Source organism: Shewanella sp. MBTL60-007 (assembly GCF_019654915.1).
Lineage (GTDB): Bacteria > Pseudomonadota > Gammaproteobacteria > Enterobacterales > Shewanellaceae > Shewanella.
In genome coordinates this window covers 66,548-85,506 of sequence record NZ_BPET01000011.1, presented here as the reverse complement: position 1 = coordinate 85,506, position 18,959 = coordinate 66,548, and the positions used below count along the sequence as shown (strand labels likewise).

15 protein-coding genes are annotated in these 18,959 nt (G+C 47.2%); 1 reads left to right on the top strand and 14 read right to left on the bottom strand.

Features of this window, described 5'->3' with window-relative positions; genetic code table 11:
• Window positions 1–118 precede the first annotated feature (118 nt).
• The 8 genes from K5Q92_RS05745 to traL all read right to left on the bottom strand — a co-directional run bounded on the left by K5Q92_RS05745 (window position 119) and on the right by traL (window position 6,168).
• Window positions 119–1,057, bottom strand: a complete 939-nt coding sequence (locus K5Q92_RS05745; RefSeq protein WP_000356587.1) for a nucleotidyl transferase AbiEii/AbiGii toxin family protein — start codon at window positions 1,055–1,057, stop codon at window positions 119–121.
• Window positions 1,050–1,841 carry a type IV toxin-antitoxin system AbiEi family antitoxin gene (locus K5Q92_RS05740; RefSeq protein ID WP_048608544.1) on the bottom strand — a complete coding sequence of 264 codons (792 nt, stop codon included), beginning with the start codon at window positions 1,839–1,841 and terminating at the stop codon, window positions 1,050–1,052. Before K5Q92_RS05740 ends, K5Q92_RS05745 begins: the two co-directional genes overlap by 8 nt.
• Window positions 1,842–2,061: 220 nt before the next feature.
• Window positions 2,062–2,448, bottom strand: a complete 387-nt coding sequence (gene traA / locus K5Q92_RS05735) for a TraA family conjugative transfer protein (protein WP_023584042.1) — start codon at window positions 2,446–2,448, stop codon at window positions 2,062–2,064.
• A complete protein-coding gene (traV, locus tag K5Q92_RS05730; protein ID WP_139175592.1) occupies window positions 2,445–3,017 on the bottom strand; it encodes a type IV conjugative transfer system lipoprotein TraV in 573 nt (190 codons plus the stop codon). Before traV ends, traA begins: the two co-directional genes overlap by 4 nt.
• A 74-nt stretch (window positions 3,018–3,091) precedes the next feature.
• On the bottom strand, window positions 3,092–4,381 hold the full coding sequence (locus K5Q92_RS05725; protein ID WP_220768080.1) for a TraB/VirB10 family protein: 1,290 nt from the start codon (window positions 4,379–4,381) through the stop codon (window positions 3,092–3,094).
• 2 nt (window positions 4,382–4,383) lie between these two features.
• Window positions 4,384–5,280, bottom strand: a complete 897-nt coding sequence (locus tag K5Q92_RS05720; RefSeq protein ID WP_118119809.1) for a type-F conjugative transfer system secretin TraK — start codon at window positions 5,278–5,280, stop codon at window positions 4,384–4,386.
• Window positions 5,264–5,890 (bottom strand): TraE/TraK family type IV conjugative transfer system protein, encoded by a 627-nt coding sequence (locus K5Q92_RS05715; RefSeq protein ID WP_000667170.1) that lies wholly within the window; start codon window positions 5,888–5,890, stop codon window positions 5,264–5,266. Before K5Q92_RS05715 ends, K5Q92_RS05720 begins: the two co-directional genes overlap by 17 nt.
• The gene (gene traL / locus K5Q92_RS05710; protein WP_000433889.1) at window positions 5,887–6,168 is read right to left on the bottom strand and encodes a type IV conjugative transfer system protein TraL; all 282 of its coding nucleotides are present in this window, start codon (window positions 6,166–6,168) and stop codon (window positions 5,887–5,889) included. Before traL ends, K5Q92_RS05715 begins: the two co-directional genes overlap by 4 nt.
• Before the next feature lie 288 nt (window positions 6,169–6,456).
• On the opposite strand from traL, the gene K5Q92_RS05705 reads away from it, so the two are divergent.
• Entirely contained in the window at window positions 6,457–7,044 is a 588-nt protein-coding gene (locus K5Q92_RS05705) for a hypothetical protein (protein WP_023266690.1), read from the top strand.
• A 26-nt stretch (window positions 7,045–7,070) separates the two neighbouring features.
• Here the strand turns inward: K5Q92_RS05705 and K5Q92_RS05700 are convergent, their stop codons facing one another.
• The 6 genes from K5Q92_RS05700 to brxL all read right to left on the bottom strand — a co-directional run bounded on the left by K5Q92_RS05700 (window position 7,071) and on the right by brxL (window position 18,956).
• Window positions 7,071–7,706: a DUF4400 domain-containing protein gene (locus K5Q92_RS05700; protein ID WP_000033754.1), complete on the bottom strand. Its 636-nt coding sequence runs from the start codon at window positions 7,704–7,706 to the stop codon at window positions 7,071–7,073.
• Window positions 7,693–8,253 (bottom strand): conjugative transfer protein, encoded by a 561-nt coding sequence (locus K5Q92_RS05695; RefSeq protein WP_118119266.1) that lies wholly within the window; start codon window positions 8,251–8,253, stop codon window positions 7,693–7,695. The genes K5Q92_RS05700 and K5Q92_RS05695 overlap by 14 nt, the downstream gene beginning before the upstream one ends.
• 9 nt (window positions 8,254–8,262) lie before the next feature.
• Window positions 8,263–10,083: a conjugative transfer system coupling protein TraD gene (traD, locus tag K5Q92_RS05690; RefSeq protein ID WP_220768079.1), complete on the bottom strand. Its 1,821-nt coding sequence runs from the start codon at window positions 10,081–10,083 to the stop codon at window positions 8,263–8,265.
• Between the two features lie 48 nt (window positions 10,084–10,131).
• Window positions 10,132–12,279 (bottom strand): MobH family relaxase, encoded by a 2,148-nt coding sequence (gene mobH, locus K5Q92_RS05685; protein WP_220768078.1) that lies wholly within the window; start codon window positions 12,277–12,279, stop codon window positions 10,132–10,134.
• Window positions 12,280–12,422: 143 nt separating this feature from the next.
• The gene (locus K5Q92_RS05680; protein ID WP_220768077.1) at window positions 12,423–16,730 is read right to left on the bottom strand and encodes an NACHT domain-containing NTPase; all 4,308 of its coding nucleotides are present in this window, start codon (window positions 16,728–16,730) and stop codon (window positions 12,423–12,425) included.
• 150 nt (window positions 16,731–16,880) lie between these two features.
• Window positions 16,881–18,956 carry a protease Lon-related BREX system protein BrxL gene (gene brxL, locus K5Q92_RS05675; RefSeq protein WP_096087090.1) on the bottom strand — a complete coding sequence of 692 codons (2,076 nt, stop codon included), beginning with the start codon at window positions 18,954–18,956 and terminating at the stop codon, window positions 16,881–16,883.
• Between the last annotated feature and the right edge of the window lie 3 nt (window positions 18,957–18,959).

Here is an 18,959-nt window from a genome sequence, read left to right as displayed (position 1 = left end):
TAATGTAAATCGAGGCTCCAGTCTATGCAGTTGTCCTATGTGGACTCGGTTAGATAGATTGAAGAAATCGCAATCTAACTAGTGGGCTTATAGCTCGTTGAGGTTTGTTATAAACGAATTACTCGGCGTTTGCGTTAACAAGCCAATCATCAAGCACTTGCTTCAATTTATCTAATTGCTCTTGGTGTTTTGCTTGATTCTTTGCCAATTTGTTAATGTTCTGCAATTTCCAACGAATCGCTGGCAAGTCTGCTGCATTAGGATAGTCAAACAATGCCCAGTCAGGTTGCCCTCTTTTGAATGACATAAGGAAAGCATGATCCCTTTCTGTGAAATGTTTTTGCAGCTCAATTAACATCATGGGCCTAACAGAGGCTAAGTCTTCGCATTCAACTTTTTCAAAAGTCATTCCGTCAAATTCTGCCTGAAATTTCTCATTCAGAGGCTGCCAGTTTGGCGACATGACTTCATTAATAGGCCGAGGGTGACTTAATGTATAGGTTAAAAAACCCACCAAAATCTCTCTCGAAATCCCTTCACTGCCAAGTAACATACGCACATCAAATAAGTCGCGAGGATGTTGGCGATCCATTGCAGCACACAATTTCCCACCATACAGATCGGGAAGACTGACTACCTGAATCTCAGCATAACCAAACTCGTCTTCAACAGACTCTTGAACTGGCATTATTTCTGCACTATGCAATGTACCTCTGGCGACGGGCGACACTTCAATTTTGATCGTCGCAACCGGACTTGATACAACTATTCTCAGTTCATCAGCTTTATTATCCTGAAATGCCGCTCTGATATCTGGTTGAGTATTGATTCTGTCTGTAATGCGCTGCAATGCAGCCCTGACATTAATCAAAGCCTCATCTCTTGGTTCAAGTGGAAGATAAGCAAGATCAATATCTACAGATAACCGAGGAAAATCTCTCACAAATAAATTAATGGCGGTGCCACCTTTAAGTGCAAAAACCGTCTCTGTTGCTACCACAGGAAGCATTCTTATGAGCAAGGAAACCTGTTTGTAATATGGGCTATCTTTATCCATTATGTTGTTCACCTTTTTTGACGCTTAATATCTCTGGCACTGTGATTTGATATCGCTCATCAAAACGTCCTTTTTCGACAACCTGCCGCTTTCCTGCCCCCAATTTAATTCTTGTTTCATCTATGCGATTGACCCACTGGTGATCGTAGTATCGACCCAGAAATAGAAATATTCGGTTTGCCTGAACAGAGCTGCTTCGCTCAAGAATATCTTGTACTTTTCTAGGGCTAAGATTGACTAAACCCTGAAATAATTCTGCGACATGCTCAAATGAAATCAGCTTCCCAATCGCGTCTACCACTTCATAGGCAGCAAGTTCTGCACAGCTGACAGTGAGTTCTTTCTCTTTAACCGTGATCCTTTTCAAATCTTTCTCGGGATTCACTTCAAGCTTATGGTTTCCACAGTAAAACCAATTCTGATAAGGGAATTCACGAAACCATTTTGGTAAGGACGACTTATTTTTAACGCAAATCCAAACTTGCTCTTTGTTCAGCTGTAAATAGTGACTCAGTCCTTGGTGAGTTAAGCTGCTCAATCCAGCCAAATGAACTGAAACGCCCAATTGCACATCTAATGCTTGAATGGCATCAACCCAAGTTGGCTTTATATCGCCCTGCGCATCTGGACGATAGTACACGCCAGAACTAAGCTTCTTCAGCCAACCGTTCTGCGCGTACTTTTGAGCCAGGGAGTAGCTCACACCGTTTTCAGTCAGCCATTGCTGAAGTACTAGCGCACCAGGAGAAGTATGAGCAACAAGCCAGTTTATCTTAGATGACATTTTAACACCCCAAGTGTGAATATCACGAACAGTATAAACCATTTAGTTTATTACGATAGGGATTTTAACACTTTAGGTGTTAATATACCAAATACTGTAAACAAAGCCCGCTAATGCGGCGTTGTTGAAATGAAAAAGTCTACACAACATCACCAATAACCCGATGTTGTGTAGACCTAAGTTTGATTGCCTTAAGTGAACTGACTACTATGGCTCACATTCAGGTGCCCAGTAAAACGGCGCTGATTGCTGGAACTGCTGTGCCAATGACTTCTTGAGTGCTGGCAACAACAGGTAAAGTTGCAGACATGACACTTTCAACGACTGTTGGCGTATTGTAGAGACCCATACCGCCACCAATGCCCAAGGCAAAAGCCATCAAGCTTTGGCGAGCGATACCGCCCACAATACCCACCAGTACCATGGCTCCCGCTACGATCCGTCCCAATGTACCTTGGGTCCAGTCTTTTAGGGTATCCCACACATCAGTGAAAGCATCACCACCGGTGCCCGCAAATGAGGGCTCCGAAATCATTAACGCCATCAAACCAAGCGCACCAATGGTCATTAGGCGCTGAGTTTGAATGGTGCGAACTGCATTTGTCATTCGTTAGTTTCTCCGTAGATACTCAAGTTATCGCGCTTACCATCAGCTCCCGCTGAGGTTGAATCGCTCTGAGTCTGAAGTGGACGTAGCACAGGCGAAACCATTCGAGGTGCTGACACCCCAATATCCCACCGGCGCGGTTCAATTTCGGTAAACACGTAGCTGGATAAATTCAGATCTCCACGGTCATCCTCCCAAGGCGCAATCCAAATTCGCATCACCCTTGAAGGAATGCGAATAGGTGCAGATTGCTGCGTCTCAGGTAATGCTGGATGGCTCAGCAGTCCTGTCTCTAAATCAGATTGTGAATACCCAGAGGGAGAACCAATTCGAGTCGCCACAGCATCAATCGTCTTGGGTGCAGCGCCATTACTGGTAAGCTCATAGACTTCACGAGCGGATAAACAGCGCACACCGTCAGGCATACCTGGGCATCCATATTCACTACTCCCAAGACCCAATGAACTACAGCCAGACAATAAGGTTGAGCCGACTGCCAATAAAAGTAATCCAGCTTTAGACCACTGTTTTGACTGGTGCTTTGGGTTGTTCTGCATTGATGTCGTCATGGTTAACTCTCCTCTGGATACACATCTTATTGTCTGAAACGGACTTCGATCGGTTAGCAACATGCAGGATTTTTTCATCTTCTTGCACCTCCCCCTTGCGAAGTGGCCAACGACAACGAGGCCCCACGAGTGACTATGACTTCTATTTTCCTTGCAGCGTCTACCTCTATGACTGGGAACATATTTTCTGCCATGTCCAAATAGAACTTGGCCACTCGATCCAATGCTTTACCAGTGCCTTTAATCGCAGCGCCTTGTAATGCTTCTTGGCTCATGACTTGCTGGTACAACTGAGTATCACCGGCATTACCCGTCTGAATCGTTGGTACAGGATTCACATCAAATGCGCCTGCCAAGCCCTGAAGGAATCCGGCCATCATCGATTTGGCCACCAGCTGGCCTTGTTTCGACACTAATCGGCCACGAATACCGGCTTTACCGTCTTCACCCACGGCATAAGAATCCAGTCGCGTTTCAATGACGCCACCATCTTCTCTCACACATGAAATGGTCTCGCCTCGCAAATAAGCACGCTCAGAGCTCAAATCACCGTAACCTGCGGCGATCAAGAAACACTCTTTGATATCCGCTCTAAATCGGTTGGGTAAAATGGCTTCCTTTTGAATCCTCAGCAATGCAGGAAAAGGCTCGCGTCTTGCGGACTCGTGAGTAGGTGCATCCAAACCTGTGATCAAAGTACCTGAGATGATGCTGCCCGCCGGTAGATACAAAGGCGGCGCTTCTTGCACAACAACCTCTGGTTCAGCAACCACTTCTGGCTCAATCATACGAATCGTGATTGGCGGCAATGGAACATCTCGTGCTCGTGTACCTTGGCCATTGGCTGGCTGCTGATAGAGCGGATCAGGCAGCGGCGCATTGGCAAAATAGTCGTCTGGGTTAGACGGCAGAGGCTTTTCGTCTTTGGGTAATTCCATGGCAGATAAAGGCACTTCATAACGGCTATTTGTGCCTTCAACTGCTGCATCACCTCCTGCGCGAACATCATCAAGTTCCGCTCGAAGGCGGGCCAGCTCCGCATTGACCTCACTTGGTATAGAAGGCGAACCTGGGCTTAGCCGTCCTGAATCGACGTCACGACGCAAGCGCTCAACTTCACGACGTAACTGTTCATTGCGCTCACTGAGTAGTTTTACGTTCGCAGCCAAACTATCGACCCCAACATCACGAGTATTGGTATCCGTAAGAATGTGCCGGATCGTTTCCTGCCGGTTCCGACTGCTTGAGCCATCGTCAGGATTAGGTGAAAACACCATCACCATAAGGATGATACCACCAGCAATACCAGCAACCGATAGGCCCCGCTTCATGTTCGGGCTCATTTGTTCCCATTGTGCTTTCATCGTTATTCACCTCCCACAAGAAGCGAAGGTCGCAGACTTTCCATCGCTTCTTCACGATGATTGCGAACAACCACATACAACTCAGTCTTTTCACCCGGCAACAAGATATTGCGAGGCCAGTAGGCGCTTGCCACTATATCCGGTGCATGACAGGCTATTTCTCTGGCTTCTATCGGCTCATCGGCAAAGCTTTCAACCAGTCCTACATAGACGGTGAAGTAATGTCCCGTCACAATTTGCCCCTGCTTAAAACCAAACTTTAAGCCCGGCTGAAAACATTTCGGGCTTGTGTCGGTTTGGCCAGCCAAACGGATGTCATAGCCTTGTGGTAACTCATTTAGTGCAAGGCGTCTGAGTAAATCACGTAAGCTATCGACGTATGGCTGAGCCGTTTCCCAAGTGGCGGCTTTTCGGTTCACGACGCCCTTAATAGGCCACTGCTGACCATCAATAGCTAAGGTGATTTCACGCGGTGGAATACGACGAGGTACTAAGGTGACAGATAATGCGGGCGCTTCCTGACCAGGCGGAGTGATGTAAAGTGAAACCGGTGATTCTTTGTCCGTAGCCACATATACAACATTCCCCTTGATTTGCGTCTGAGCATCACTGGTTGTTCTCACCTGAGGCGATTCAAACGGCGTCACAATCCGATTCAGATGACCAAGTGCTACAGGGATCAGTTCATTAACCCCCGGTGTCATCAGTAACGTTGTTGGCGCATCCGTTGAAACCGTATTGCTTTGAACCGGTGGATTTGCAGTAGCAGACTGCTTCATCACACTGGCTGGCACAATCGGCAATTCCACGTCTGCATACGACGCTTGAGATAAAAGGACGCCACTCAAGCTCATTGCGATTAAGCTTGGTGTCATCCATCGACTAATTTTGGTTCGCATCATTCACCCTCCGGTTTTGCTCTTGGGTCAACTTTTCACGAACGCGCTTCGTTCTAGCTTGCCCCTCATACGTATCCATCCAGCTAAGTTTTGGACGGTATTGCTCAATATCGATGTCAAACTCATAGGTGCGAGTTTGGCGCTGCTCATCTCCAGATGGCCCAGAAACCAAGGAATAACCGGTCACAAAGACATGGCCGGTTTCATACTCATACTCCACTTGTCTAGGTTGGAATTTGAGCGTGACCCGGTCTTCGCGGATTTGTCTTGCCTGAATCTCCAGTGCATCGACCACTTGCTGGTACACCGCTGGAGAAAGTAGCGGCTCAATGGCAACCCGGATAAAGGACACATTACCCGGCGTCACGTTGCCCATAAGCTCAGCCAGGTAGAGTCCCCAGGATTCAAGGTAAGGTTGAGTAGCTTGGTTTCGTGACACTTCAGCCGTTTCAGACAAGGTTGGTGGTTGAATGGCCACTACGGTATTGCGAGAAAATGCCGCAACCGCAAGCAGCAAGTTAGATAGCACCAGCACTGCAATCAGAAACCGTTGCCATCGGTTCTCTAATTGCGTGCCTTGCCATGATTTTAAAAACACGTCGAACTTCACGGCAGATAGCTCCTGATAAATGGGTTAGGGATCGTCTTGGCTTTGGTTGGCAACAGTCCAGCCCAGTAGATGGCGTGAAGAATAAAACCATCTGGGCGACCATCACGAAAACGCCGATAGAGCTTGGTTGTCACCAACCCCAACAGGCATAAAACCAAGGCATTACCGGTAAAAATGCCGATCACTAGCCCCAACAGAATGGGAGCCATCTCATCGGCACTCCAAAGCAGGAAGTGCGGCGGGTCATCGATATAGGATGGAATATTTACAGGTTCCATAGTCACTCCTCGTTGTTTGAATTGAGAAGTGAAGGATGCCTCGGGATTGGCAGCTTCAGTGGTCAGCTAGATGCCGAATTCTTGAAGGTTTTGAGGGTTCTACTCAGACAATACTAACAATTGATCTTTTTGATGCGGTTGATATGATGAGGATATTGGTCGTGTCGAGACCAGCTGCCCACTTTAGCAAACCCGGATGGGACGACATGCATATCAAATTTATTTTTTGCTTAGGTTTTTTCTGCGACCTCGGCAGTGGGCACCGTATTCGCTAATAGGAGAAACTCAATGCAAATTACTAAAATCATTTCCTCTGACACGGTTGAACGTTTAAAGCAAAAAGCACGAAAGCTTAAACGTGAAAAATCCATTACACACACTCAAGCACTCGATGAAATTGCAATCTCTGTTGGCTTTAATCATTGGCATCAGGTTGTACAAGCCAATGACGTACTGAAGCCATCAGAGGTGGCGTTATCTTCTGGATGTGTCATGGCTTTTGATGTCAAAGATGGTATGGATGTCGATACCAGTGATGGGGTTTTAATTGAAGACCATTTCTTGGAGATGCTCACTGAAAAGCAGCTATTTGAAATTTATGCCAACTCCCATGATGAGGACGACGAACAAAACAGGCCGCTAAAAGAAACGCTATCAGATTCAGAGCTTCAGGAGTACTTTCGAGATGATTGCTCATTCATGTACTTTCGCCTTGCCGAGCCTCATGCAAACAAACCGCTGAAAGAAGTATTGGCTCTTATACGACAGTACTCGTTTTGGATGCCGCAATATATTTGGCTTCAAGGTCATCTTATTGATACTTATCATTTGCCAGCGGAAGACGAGAATGGCAATACCGTTGGCGTAAGGTTTTAGCTCTACAAGATGAGGCCTAACTGGCCTCATATCTTCTTCTGCAAGTGGCTTAACGCCAACCCTGCCATCAATGCCAAGCCGATGATCATCGACGGTAGAACCACCGGTGGAATAGCCAACGGGGCGAACAATCCCATAAACAGTAAGATGACGCCTGAACCCAGAATTATCATGCTATAGCGGTGAATGATAGGGCTCGAAAAATCAAAGGTTGTCTTCTTAATCTTCCAGGTCATCAAGCCATCCCACAACGCCGGTAACATGAGAATAAGCGCAAAGGGCAACCAGACCATCAGCAACGCAAATCGAGTGAACACTTGGTACAACACATCAAAAAATGCCTGAATACGGTCTTCTACCCAGACAAACCAAAAGCCTCCCATGTTCTCCATCCCTTTAGAGCGCAGTCGCTGCTCTTCAGTGGGGATGAGAAAATCTCGCACAGATTGCTCCATCTGCGTATCTACAACCCATGATTGATACCAGCCATGGCTAGTTTGACCAATCCAATAGCTTGTTTGTGCGCCCAATTGATTTTGGATCATCTGCTTCTCTTTACTAATAACCCGGCCAGTCCAATCACCGGGCACTAATACGCCAATGGCAATAATCTCCAGCATCAGTGCCAGACACAGCAGCCAAACCGACTTATGCTTGCTCATGCCAAACATCCTCTTCTACTCGGGCCAGCATGGCTGCAACGGTTGGCGTCATAATCCGGGCTTTAATCACTTGTTGAAGCCGCTTTGTCGTCGTATGACCGCTGACATAACGCACTTCGATGCGTCCTTCAGCCAGATACGCCATCCGATTTGGACGATTACGAATCCAGGAGTAGAAATACACACCATCTACGGCGGCCCACTCGAAATGGTCAGGATCACGCAGGCGAATCCCCGTTAAAGCACTGGCGGCAGTCCAGGTCAGTGCCTCAATGAAATGCCAAAGGCGTACACTATCATCATCACAACTGACTTCTTCATAACTGCCCAAACCATTACACAGACACAAATCAAAGATGGAATGGCCATCTAACGTGAACGCATCCGTTAAGTAGTCCGCCAAGCAATACACCGAGGCCAAAGCATGAGGCCAGTCGGTTTCAAGCAGTCTTAAGGTTTCCTTGAACTGGGGGTTATGTTGCTGCCACTGAGCGAGCATTTCTTTACTGGTAAGTGTTGTCATTTTCAGACAGACAGAATGATGCATACAGACTCCTTATGCTGCCTGTGTAGAGCTGGTTAAAATAGGAATGCGGCCTTTGATCACGCGGCCACCTGAAAGCTTGGCGATGTACTCCAGGTTGGGAAGCTGGCCTAATAACTGCGGTGGAAACATATCGCCTTCTTCCTCCATCAAGCGTTCGCCATGATTGCCGGTAAACAACGCGGGGCTGTCCGAGTTGGACGACATACCTTGAGTTTGCATGATGTACTGCAACCGAGTCTTAGGCAGATTGTCGGTAATGTACTGCTGCGTTTCGGCGTCCATCACCCGAAGAGCTATCAGGTTGTTGATGTTACCTAACACCTGACGGGCCTTAGCTTCGCTGCCTGTACGAGCTGAAAAATCAGCAAAGGTCTGAGTAGCAATCACACAACGCATTTTTGCGCCACGGCCTTTGTTGAGCAGTTGAATGAAGGGATCGTTGACGACTTCAGCAGCCTCATCGATGAAGATATTTACGGGACGATTTTCAACACCATAGTTATAGCGGTCACCGGCCACAGCGGTGAGATCGGATAAAAGCAACGAACCGATGGCGCTGCCAACCATGGCGTCAGTCAATGAATCCAAGCCGATATAGGCCACTTGGGCATTGTTGATAATACGGCCAGAATCCGTAATTAACCGGCTGTCATCCACATCGTTTGCAATCGGTGATAGCAATGGACCTAGTTCACTTGATGTGAGCATATTGAGCACCGGCATCAATGAGGCCACCATCTTGGAATAGTGGGTTCTATCGTGCTCAAACATGCTCAAAAGGCCTTCCAAATCGGTATTGGCGGCAACAGGCTGAATGCGTTCATAGTAAAAAAGCAGCATCGCCATAGCTTGTTTTGCCAAGGTATTAGCCTTTTCGGTAAAGCGCTTAATCTCCACACTAAAGTTCGGATACACCTGCTCCCCCCAGGCTGTGACGGCTTTTATAACTAAGCCTTCTGGGCCACCTTCCAAGAATCTTCTCAGGGTTTTCAGATCAGGACGTTGTGAAGTAAGCAGCAGACCTTGAACGATGTTATTCAGTGCCATTTGGCCAAAGGCTTTAAATGGATCAGCCCCGGTTTCGGATGGGATTAGTGCCGCAATACGGCTGGCAATTTCAGTGCCCCGGTTAAAGTTTCTCAGGGGATTAAGACGTACTGAATGCTCTGGAAAACCCGGATGAAAATACACAAAGCGCTCAGGACTACCGGCGGCAATACAGGCTCGCTGTGCATTATCCTTAAGCTCTTTGTCTCCCTTGGGGTCAATAATAATCACGGCTTCATTGCGCAAAATGGCCTGGGTGATCATCGCATCAAAGCATCGGGTTTTCCCTGCACCGGTCGTACCGACAATTAAGGTGTGCCCCTCAGTATGACCAACTGGCTGGTACACATCTTCTTCTTTGGGCTCGACACCATGAATCCAGGTCGAGCCCATTTGCTTGCCGTGACCCTGGTTAAGCAAGGTTTGCTTATCCCGCTTTAAGATTTCATAAGCGCGTTGGGCATGGCGTTGGTCCCACTCAAAGCCATAACCTAACCACAATTCATCAGGATGTTTTGCCATCACTTTTTGCAAATGCGAAAGCTCCATAAATGCCAAAGGTTTGCCTTTTAGTCCCTTCTGTAACTTATGAAGACGGTAAGCCTCGGGCAGGCGGTACAACGCCATGCCCGAGGAAATCCCCGTCATCCACCAAAATGGCTCAGGTGGTAGCTCAGTCAGCATTTCTGCGGCTATTGCCCCAGTGGCCCCTACCAGCCAACCTGCTGCTGCCATGGCTTCATAATTCGTGCGCCAAGGCATCTCGTATGCGTTTTCTTTCATTCATGCTCCGCAAAATAACCGTTTGCAATCCGATTAATTTCAAATGGATTAACGTTCAGCGTGAGCGGTAAACAGAACCGTTTCCCCCTCATCAAACTGGCATTGGTCACTGGCCGAAATCCCCCGAAGTAGCTGTCCGGCTGGAATGCCATGCGCATTGGCGATTTGGCGTAAGGTTTGAATTGTGACGCGAATACCATCGACACTATGATCCACGTCTGGGTAATCGCCATCGGTCAGTAAGATGGGCAAATCTTTCACAAAATTAACCATCTGTTGGCGCTGCGCGTGTTTGGGGTCTGTACTTGAGTTCGCATTGGCCGCAATCGGCTTTTGCTTACGCTCCGCTTTTGTGACGGGCTCTTTTGCTTGGGCATTGGTTGTCTCAGTTCGACTCGGACGCTGTGCAGCTACTTCATCCTTAATTTCCGCCGGTTCTTCGTCTTGATTGGAGAGATCTATCAGTGCAGTTAGCCCTTTAGAAATCGATACTTTCAGCAGTAACCCTTGCTCCTGAACGCCATCATTCGTAGTCACAGTTCTGGCCTTACGTGTCGGGTTTGCTGGATCTAGTTCAAGCCAATCTAATCGACTGAGTTCAGCAAGCAGTTTTCGGGGAGCGCACCAAGGCCTTACGGCATCGGGATAGCGGATCAGTATCTGTTCACCAACCATAACCAACGCACTGCTGGCCTCTGGGACCCACGCCAAAAATTCAGGCAGATTCAATGCTTCTTCATCGTGCTGGTTTACGTTATTTGAGATAGCGCCATCATATGAATTGTTAGGCTTTTCACATTCATCACCTGGAGCATTTTCAGTTGCCTGGGGGTTATTAACATCACTGGCATGACGAAGTTCATCATCTTGTTCGGACGAGTTTGTCGATGGCGACTCAGACGAATTGCCGTGTTCGATTGATGATGACGCGTCAGCCAAGCCTGGCTGCTCAATGGAGCGACTCTGTGGCTCTGCTTGTGTTTGCTGTGTTGCTTCCCACTCAGATTTGCTAAACAGTCTCACGCTACTTGGTACATTCGAGCTGAACAATAAATCGGCCTCAACTATATGTAGCATAGCTAACCAGATTGGCTTGTCGTCTTTGATCAGCACTTCAGGGGCAAGGCTTTCATATCGCTCATTCGAGGCGGATTTAGTGGCCAATCCTCGCTCAATAAGGATGTCCGCAAGGGTATCGGGATCTCTTGGAATGCCAGGTATCTTGTCTTTGGCCAAGAGCTCAATGATGTCCTTAGCCGCGCTTTTCCAAACCAGGTAAAGATGGGTTGATTGATTCGATTTTCGTATCCAAACTCTGGCATCTCGCTGATTGACTAACCACTGGGAACTGGCAAGTAATCGCCTCATGGCATCAAGTAGATAGCGTTCGACTGGGACACCAAGGGCATTGTCGTCAACGGAAATTCGTTGAGCTTTCAGGTCTCGCTGGACACTGGTTTGGTCAGCTTCAATAACCAATTTAGACAGGACATGCTCGGGATCGGTATTGCCAATTGCCTCCAGCATGGCTTGCAAAATCTCAGGGCCTGGCTGGGTTAACCAGGCGAGCAACTCTGGTGTCATCACCCGGTTTAAAACCAGAATTGAAAATTGCTCGTGCCGCTTGCACCGTCCGTCGCGCCAGCGAATGAAATAGCGTTCAATGCTGCTATTTGTGGTCCACTGGGATAATGTTTCTAAAAAAGGGTTCCACTGATAGCGTCCATCTTCGTCTGTAATAGACAAGTCTGAAACAGGCTTACCAATATCATGGAACAAACCGCCAAGAGCCGCCGCAACACGCCACCTTAGCTCTAGCTCTTTTTTCTCAACTGGGGTGCCACTGGCAACAAAGATGATCCCCTCAGCAGCTTGTGCCGCCCAGAAAGCAACTTCCAACGAGTGACGTAATAAACCACCAGCACCACTGTGATGATGATGCTCAGAAGCTGGCAATAAATGAACATAAGCAGCCAGATGATCAATGCAGGGCTGAATCAGCCTTTGAAACTCACGCTGGTTAAAGCCAAGTACCTGGCGAAGTTTGGCAATTAGCTCGTCTTGTGTGGACTGCAAATCTTCAGGTGATGCAGCTGGCAACCCCTTCAGGAATGGCGGGTAGCGTGGGATTTCTGCATCGAGTTGAGATGACAGCTCTGGTAGTGCTTTGGTTTGAAAAAATAGGTTTTTGAACATTGTGAACCTCCGACACGATAGTGTGAAGGTTCAACCCTGTACTAGATGACTAGATAGATTGATAAATCATGAAGAAGATCAATAAGTCTCATTGTCCTGTATCCAGCTTTACAGCATCTTCATCATCAAATTTTTATTAGCTTTTAAAGCTTACACTTAGTCTCAATAGGCAACCTTGGGCGCAAATCAAGAAGGTGAACATGTATGAACGCTTCACCTCCTAAAGCCTTTTGCACTCTTTCAGCCTCTACGGTCAAAAGAGACAACAACTCATCCGCTTTGATCTTGCGCTTTTCATCTGGATGTTGCCATTGACGGTCTTTTGCAAGGGTCACTAGCAAAGCTCCAGCCCTACAGTGTTCCGCCGCCATATATTTCCTGACCAATTGTCCTTCTATTGTATCGAGAAGCTCTTTCGCAGATCGATTGGCATTACCGAGCTTGAGTTCAATCACAGCTTCATGTTTCGACAGAACAGAACGCAGGCGTATATCGGTTTCCTTTTCGTCCGCTGTTACTGCTTCTTGATCGACAGTATAAAGTGAATTTGCCGCACGCCTAAGTTCTCTCGATATTACTCGACGCATTACCTTCTCATCAGATATCAACGCCCAGGCTTCTTTCGGTGAATCATCGTGCAATAAAAGGTCATCAAGATCAGAGAGCCGATCCTTCATTAGCGCGAACATGGCTTCATTCGTCGAGGCAGGAGCTTCCCCACTTCGATCTAGCTTTCCTGCTTGATCCTGATCAAATACCTCAGCATCAATCTCTTGCGCCCAACTCTCTTCTGCCACAGCCAAAATTCGGTCCTTAAAATGAGCGCACAAAGGATCTGCGGCCATCTCAAGCTTGGCAGCCAAGCCCTCTTCGCCTTTCGCGTTGAATAATGCCGTTACAATGCTATTCCGTGCCTGTTCCGCATGATCCCGAGTGTCCGGTGAATAGGACCCTTCGTGGTAAGCATCGTCTTGTATTCGAACGTGGCGATAGGCCAAACGAAGAAGTTTCAACAGTAGTTGCGGCGTGAATCGTTCGTCGTTCAAATCGACTCCGTCTTGGCGATCACCAAAGAGGCAGGCCAGCCATGTCACAGCTTCTGATAGTTTTGATGGTTCAACTACATCAATCTGATCTGCCAGCTTTTCGACACCCTTCTGAGGATCAATTCGCATTAAGGCCGACAACCAAACAAGGCGAAGCGAAAACGGTAATTGTTGTTCCAATCTTTGTAGAGCTCGTTCTTGAAGTCTCTTAATTACAGTCGCATCGCCGCTCTTCAAAATAACCCGAGTCACTTGTCGAACCCTTTCTGTTATTCCGGTCGTGCTATCAGTGCCATTAATCAGGTCCCCACTTTCATCTAACCAAGATTCGAGTCGTGGTAAAAATAAACGGGTAACCCTCTCAGGTGCATACTCAATTCCTTGAAGTAAGCTAGAATGTCCACGTTCACCTGAAGGCAAGTTTAGCTCCCACGACAATTCATTTCCGAGCGTCTGATCTACGGCGTTTGGATGAGTGTCTACGAGTGCTTCTATCCACGTAGGCAAACCATTCAGTTCAATCAGAGCGTATCGCGCAGCTAGTTCGGCTTCGACATCGTCGAGTTTAGCTGACCAGTCGGGAGACTCCGCTTCGGCGTAGATCGCGGCCAGACCAAACTGCCAACGTACAAGATATGTATTTCGTTCGCCTTCTGACCTTTCGCTGGGAAACGTTGGGCGATCATCACGCCAGATCTTCATCATCACTCTGCGAAGCTTGTCGGCCGTGTCTTGATTGAATTGCTCTTCAATAAATCGCCGGTTCCAACCTGACGATCGACTGTTTTCACCATCATGACTCATGGTGCGCCACAAGTTCCAAGCAGTGTTCCAGCTTTGCTCCTTCGAAAATGCGTTTTCAGGCTGATTAGCAACCTCTCGCCAGAACAGAACCCAGCTCGCTCGGTTCTTAGCCTTTCGTCGCTCTTCCTGCAACTTTCGTTCAGCTTCTTGTTTTTCCCAACGACGAAGCTCTTTGTCGTGTTTCGATGGCTTAAGACAGTCGTCAAGCCTTTGCACAAATAAGGGTTCATCAACTATGAGAGACCTAAGTCCTTCATTGTGTTTTTTCCATGACTCATTTTCTGGTGAAAGACGGATAGCTGCCTCCAAGAGCATTGCGCGTTCCTTCATATCCCGAGTCGCGTCACCAAGAGCTTCTTTCACCCAAGACAGATCCCTGTCCGGTCTTAGTTGAATCGTTCTATCGTGAATAATAATCTCTGCGAGCCGTGGCCAGGGATCGTTGATTTCATGGAGAGACTGCAACAAAGCGTCCTGAATCCAGAAAAGACGCTCATTGTCTGCTGCTTTCAGATTAATCAGCCGTTGGCGAAGTGATTTGATCGGTTCATCGTCACAATGGTCTCGGTGGTGTAATCGCAATGCAATTACACCTCCATACAGCCACTGTTCGTCCAGGCCTACTCCGAGGCCACGTTCACATGTTGCTGCAAGTGCTCCACTAAGGTGAGGACGTTCACTGACAATATGTGGCCACTCTTTTCGCCATTTTAGCCCCTCTGATACTAGCGAGATGAGACCATCACGAAGCTCCTCAAGGACAGGGAATTCAAGGGAGGCTTCAGCAATCAGGCGTGGTAATTGCCAACTAAGATCGCCTACATTTCGCTTCTCTCGCTTTATCCAGCGAAGGGTTCGACAAAGTTGCTCAACCGACATGAATTTTGGGAAAAGGGTTAGTATGGCACTGCGTGCTACTCTGTCAGACCAGAGATCATCAGCATCAGCTATCGTGGCAGAAATTATTCCTAATCTCTCATCAGCCAGGGCTACTAAAGCGTCGATAGCCATTATGCGCTCGACCTCAGGTGCAGCAATGTCCTGCGTGATATGAAATACGATATCTGCACAAGCTTTTATGCGACCCGCCTCTAAAAGGCTGATGAGGACTTGTCGTACATCTGGATTTTCTACTCCACTGCGCCAAATCCTGTCGATTTCTTCTGCCAACTCGTTCGACGCAAATCGGTGGACTTGAATGTGAGGCACCTGGAGACCTCTCCAACCACCAGGGCCATAACGCGTAGCATAGGCGCGAAGAGCTTGATTTCGCTGTTTCTGCGTTAGCGACTCTGGATCGCCTTCATCCAGAAGAACAGCAGGCTCATTGTCCCGCAAAAGTTCAAATATCCCGTCTTCTTGCAAGGCTAGCCAACCCGCCACTGGTCGCTTGGACGGGCGAACGATTGTGTTACCTTTTGTCTCCGCGAATAGAAGACGTTTGAGGGCTCGAAACGGCATGCCTTGCCTTCTAAGAGCTAATAGCCGTTCCGCAGCAAGATACTCGGTAACAGAGCGATGATGGAACCTCACTCGTCCGTAAGAAGCGAAGCCAAATAACGGACGCTCAAGCAGTGCTTTTCGTTCATTAGGCTGCCAATCTGATAGGATAATCGCAGGATCGAGAGCAGCATCTTTGTCGATGGCGTCGGACGCAGCACTATGACGAATCGTTATACGGCGTGTCATCTGAACAGCAAGTGCGAGTCGACTAGCACCTTCAATCGCCTTGTCAACAGATAACTCTGCCGGCTCAGCTCTGTCTTCGCGAGGAAGCAACTTCACACGAACATTAGTAGCAACCTGCTCACGATGTGTTCGGATGCGTTTATGCTCACGCCAGTCAGCGCATAACTCAATAAGGTCCTGAGGTCTACGAGCAAACTCTAGGGCATTGCGACGACGTAAGTCTTCAAAAAGAAGAGTAGGATCGCTCACTCCCTGATGTCGACAAAATTGGACGATCTGTTCGTCTGAAAAGGGCATTAAAGCTACAGTCTTCCAATCGGGCGATTGATTTTTGTTTCTGTTGTCGTGTTTATCACGATGCTCACGCATTGCGATTTTAGCAAATACTTCTTCATCGGATTCTGAAGAGGACGCTGTTGGAACAGGTAATAAATTTCGAACCAACTGTTCGTCGAAGGGGATTGGCCTTGTCGTGATCACAAAACGCGCCCGATGAAGCTGATCTCCGATACATTTTTTCAGTCGTTTGAGCGCCCGCTCAAATGAACCCATAGTCAATTTTAGTTCGTCAATCGAGTCCAGAAAAAATGTAGCCTCTTCAGACTGTGAAACAAGCCACCTATCCAAACGGTCTTCTTCATCTGCATCTAGGAGATTACGAAGGTCTTCTGTTGCCAACGCGGCCAATTCTACAAAGAATGCTGGCTCTCCCTTAGCCCACAGACGCTCGGATTGTTTACGGCATTCGTAAGTTTTTCCTGCACCTGCCTCGGAAATTATTAGAACACGTTTTGAACTTAGTAAATCATTCCATCTATCTCCTCGTGACCAGCCTAGACTTACCAAGAAAGATTGTTGGTCGGCATCATTATCTTTCCCATCTGGAATATCTTTGAAGGTCCTGTCTATCATGATATCAATGCCACCTATCAAACTGGCAATACACTATTAAATATTGCATGTAGATCAGTTATGACAAAAACATGCTGAAAAAAATTAAATGATGTCAGGGTAAACATACCTGTAATTACTCCATAAAATGGCGCGTCAAACGACACCTAATCAATTAACCCCAAGCGCTTTAAACACAGCATCGACGGGGTCTGCATAAAAGCTGATCTGGAATTTTGAGAACAACTCAGCAGGAACCGTTGGAATATCTGAGGCTGAGGCCATTGGGAGCAAAATACGCTTTGCGCCACTGTCCATAGCTAACTGAAGACTGCCTGCAAGATCTTGAACAGGATTGACGACACCACCTAAAGTCATCTCTCCCAAAACAACCATCTGCTCTTGAATCGGTCGGTTCATCAGAATTGAACAGAACGCAATTAATGCAGCGAGCGATGACTTTGTACTTGGCCCAGTATTGTGGAGCTCAACAACATGGAGGTGATACTCATGATCAGAAAACTTCGCCGACGCACTGATTCTATTCAGGTTACCTTTGAAATAATCAAAGCCAACACGCACAGCTTCTTTCGCTGCGGTATTCGAACCAAGGCCAGACACTGAGTGTTTACCAGAACCAGCCATCATCTGGGTTTCATAGCGATATAACCCAAGCTGCCCAGTACTTCCCTGAGTAACCAAGTGCACAACACCAGCGCGAGGTAAGCCCTCAGGAATTAGCTTGCTGCCACCTTGTTCCGGAACATTGACGAAGAATTCTTCTAATGAATCGTTATCGATGTAGCTAAAGTGCACATCAAAAAATTCCATTCCGCCAAGCTTTTTCAATTGCTCTTTGACCCTACGTCTAGTTTCCAGCGCATAGGTCAGGCAGGCTCTTACATCATCTTTTGTGTACTGTGCGTCGGGGTGTAGTAGCTTTAACAAGCCCGAAACAGTTCTGCGTACAGCAATTACATCACGCTGATTAAGGTTATTACCGAGTTTGAAGAACTTATCGATAGCATCCGCAAAACTTCTTTTGCGCATTTCACGCATGTATTCAGCAAGATAGTCTGTGATTAATCCGTAACTATTGGTGAAAAACTCAGGACGCATCTTCGGTATTTCCCATCCAGGAATATAGGAATGGAAACGGTCAAAAAAAGCAGTGTCAATCATGGCATCAGGAAAAGGTGCCAACAGATGACTGGTCTTCACCAGTGTCTCAACGCTTTGATTGATGTTACCGACGAATACCATGGAAGCCTTCGCTTCGATTGAATCACGACCACGGGCAAAAGACCCTGACGCCATATAATCTTTCATTATTTGGACGCCGTCTTTGTCTTTAAAGTTTATACCCGCTACTTCATCAAAGGCGACAACATCCCACATTCCGACCAACCCAACTTGGCGCGAGCTCATGTTATAGAACAAGTTCGCCACAGTTGTTTGTCCGCCCGAGACAAGCAATGAGTTTGGTGAGCACTCCTTGTAGACATGGCTTTTACCTGTCCCTCTTGGTCCGAGCTCACAAACGTTGTAGTTGTTTTCAACGAATGGGATCATGCGAGTAATAAGATGCCACTTCACCCGATGCTCTAAGTTGGTTGGCTCCATACCCACGGAACGAAGCAACACATCCATCCACTGATCGGTACTAAAATATCTTCTGGTTGAAAACACCTCATCCATGTTCATGGACGGCATTTGTATCGGTTTTAAACTCATAATGGAGAAAGGTGATGTCTTCTGACCTTCCTCAAAGAAATACTGGACGGTAATAATGCACCAGATGCCGCCAGTTAATAATTTTTCGTTGTCTTGTACTATTTTGGTCGGTACAAGGGCATCCTTGATACCCAGGTTCGACAACGCAGCTTCATAGACGTCTTTTTTCTGATTGAGCTTAACGCTTACTTTGTCGATGATTTTAAACGTGCCGCGTTCACGGATCAGTGACTTCACTTTCTCCGCTTCATCTGGTCGGACATAGTTCTCAGCCAAGATTTTTTTCACATTATCAAGGCCTTGCATTACAACTTCGTCGTCATCGGACGCACAATACATGCCTAGTAAATACTCAAGCACATAGACAGGGACGTTCGCGCCTTCTTTCAATTGCTTTGTCAGATCTTTTCGAACGACACGGCCTTTAAAATATTGGTTGAGCAATGCGTCTAAATCGGCGCTTTGCATCTGATTTTTTTCGTCTTTATGATCTTGTGAAAAATCAGTTGTCATGTT